The 1,608-nt window shown below is 73.2% G+C and carries 1 protein-coding gene and 1 pseudogene; both read left to right on the top strand.

The annotated features are described in order from the left end of the window. Positions 1-1,196 (top strand): annotated as a pseudogene (locus I5Q34_RS33550) (hypothetical protein); the annotation flags it as partial. Between the two features lie 51 nt (positions 1,197-1,247). Beyond that, positions 1,248-1,608: ATP-dependent Clp protease proteolytic subunit (locus I5Q34_RS33545; RefSeq protein WP_199896276.1), on the top strand; the 361-nt coding region annotated here is incomplete at its 3' end.

The following is a 1,608-nucleotide window of genomic DNA, read 5'->3' as shown; positions in this document are numbered from 1 at the left end:
TCCCGGCGGACTCCGAGGCGGAGAACGCCGCGCTCGTCGCGAAGGCCACCGCCGCCCAAGCGCTGATCGAGGCCGGCGCGTACGGGCCCGAAGTCCTCGCCGCCGTCGGCCTGCCGGAGATCGCCTTTGGGCAGCCCGGTGCCGACCAGGACCGCGAGCTCCTCATCCGGCTCGTCACGGCCGCGCCGGCCGCGCTCGCGCCCGTGATCCTGCCGCTGCTCGGCATCGACGTCCCCGAGCCCCCGCAGCCCGCCGCCCCCGTGCCCACGCCCGCGGCTCCGACGGCGCGCCCCGGGCCCGCGGCGCGATTGGACATCCACCATCACGCCCAGCCGCCCGAGGCGCCCGTGCTGGCCGCGTCCCTCTTCGACCTCGCCCGCGCGCACCCTCGTCACCAGCACCCCCGGGCCCGCGCAGCCGGCCGGGACGATGGCGGCGAGCCGGACCTGGAGGCGGTCCGCGAGCAGTTCGAGGAGCGCCTGGCCCGGCTCCTGGAGGAGTGGGAGGACGTGGCCGAGGCCCAGTACGAGCAGCTCGCCGAGCAGATCGAGGTGGTCGTCGACGACGAGGACGCGACCGCGCTCGCGGCGCTGAGCGTGAGCAGCGAGCAGGCCACGGCCGTGCTGCGGTCCGCGCTGGCGGGCATGGCGACAGCGGCGGCGGAACAGATGGCCGCCGAGGCCGCCGCGCAGGGCGTGAAGGTCACGCCGCCAAAGGTGGACGAGAACTTGAGGGACGCGGTCGTGCCGCGGCTTCGGGCGGCGTTCGGGTCCGAGCTCGTCGAGATCGCGGCGGCAACGGCCGCTCTCCTGGCCGCCGATGCCGCGGCCGCCGCCGGCCGGGAGGCGCTGCGCCTCTTCGCCTCCGGCTCGTCCGGGCGTCAAGTCGCCGATGCGGTCGTGGCGTTCCTACGGGGCCTGAAGGGATGGTTCCGCCGCGACCAGCTCGGCGGAGCTCTCCACCGCGCGCAAAACCTCGGCAGGCTGGCGACGTTGGAGGCGGCGCCGCGCGCTGTGTACGAGGCGACGGAGGTCCTCGACGCGAACACCTGCGGTCCCTGTACGGACATCGACGGTGTGCAGTTCGAGACGCTCGCGGCGGCGCGCGCAGCGTACGGCGCGGGCCCGTACCGGCAGTGCGAGGGCGGGATTCGCTGCCGTGGCACCGTCGTTGCTCGCTGGGATAGTGCACAATGACCTTTGACAACGTTGTCATATCCCCGGACCAGCACCGATGGGAGGCAGCCGATGCCGATTCGTGAGCGGGTCAGAACGGCACGCCCCCGCGCGGCTCTCCGCGCCGGCCGTACGGACTGGTACCGCATCCGCAACCTCGCCGACGGCTCGGCAGAAGTGGCGATCTACGACGAGATCGGCTACTTCGGGGTCACCGCAAGCGACTTCATATCCGAGCTGAAGGCCATCGACGCTCCCGAGATCGTCCTCCGCCTCAACAGCCCGGGCGGCGAGGTCTTTGACGGCATCGCCATCATGAACGCCCTGCGCTCCCACCGGGCCCGCGTAACCACCCACGTCGACGGCATCGCCGCCTCCATCGCCTCCGTCATCGCGATGGCCGGGGACCGCATCGTCATGCAGCCCCACAGCC

The organism is Streptomyces sp. AV19, assembly GCF_015999245.1.
Lineage (GTDB): Bacteria > Actinomycetota > Actinomycetes > Streptomycetales > Streptomycetaceae > Streptomyces.
The sequence above is the reverse complement of the archived record's forward strand: the minus strand, read 5'-3'. Positions and strand labels throughout refer to the sequence as shown.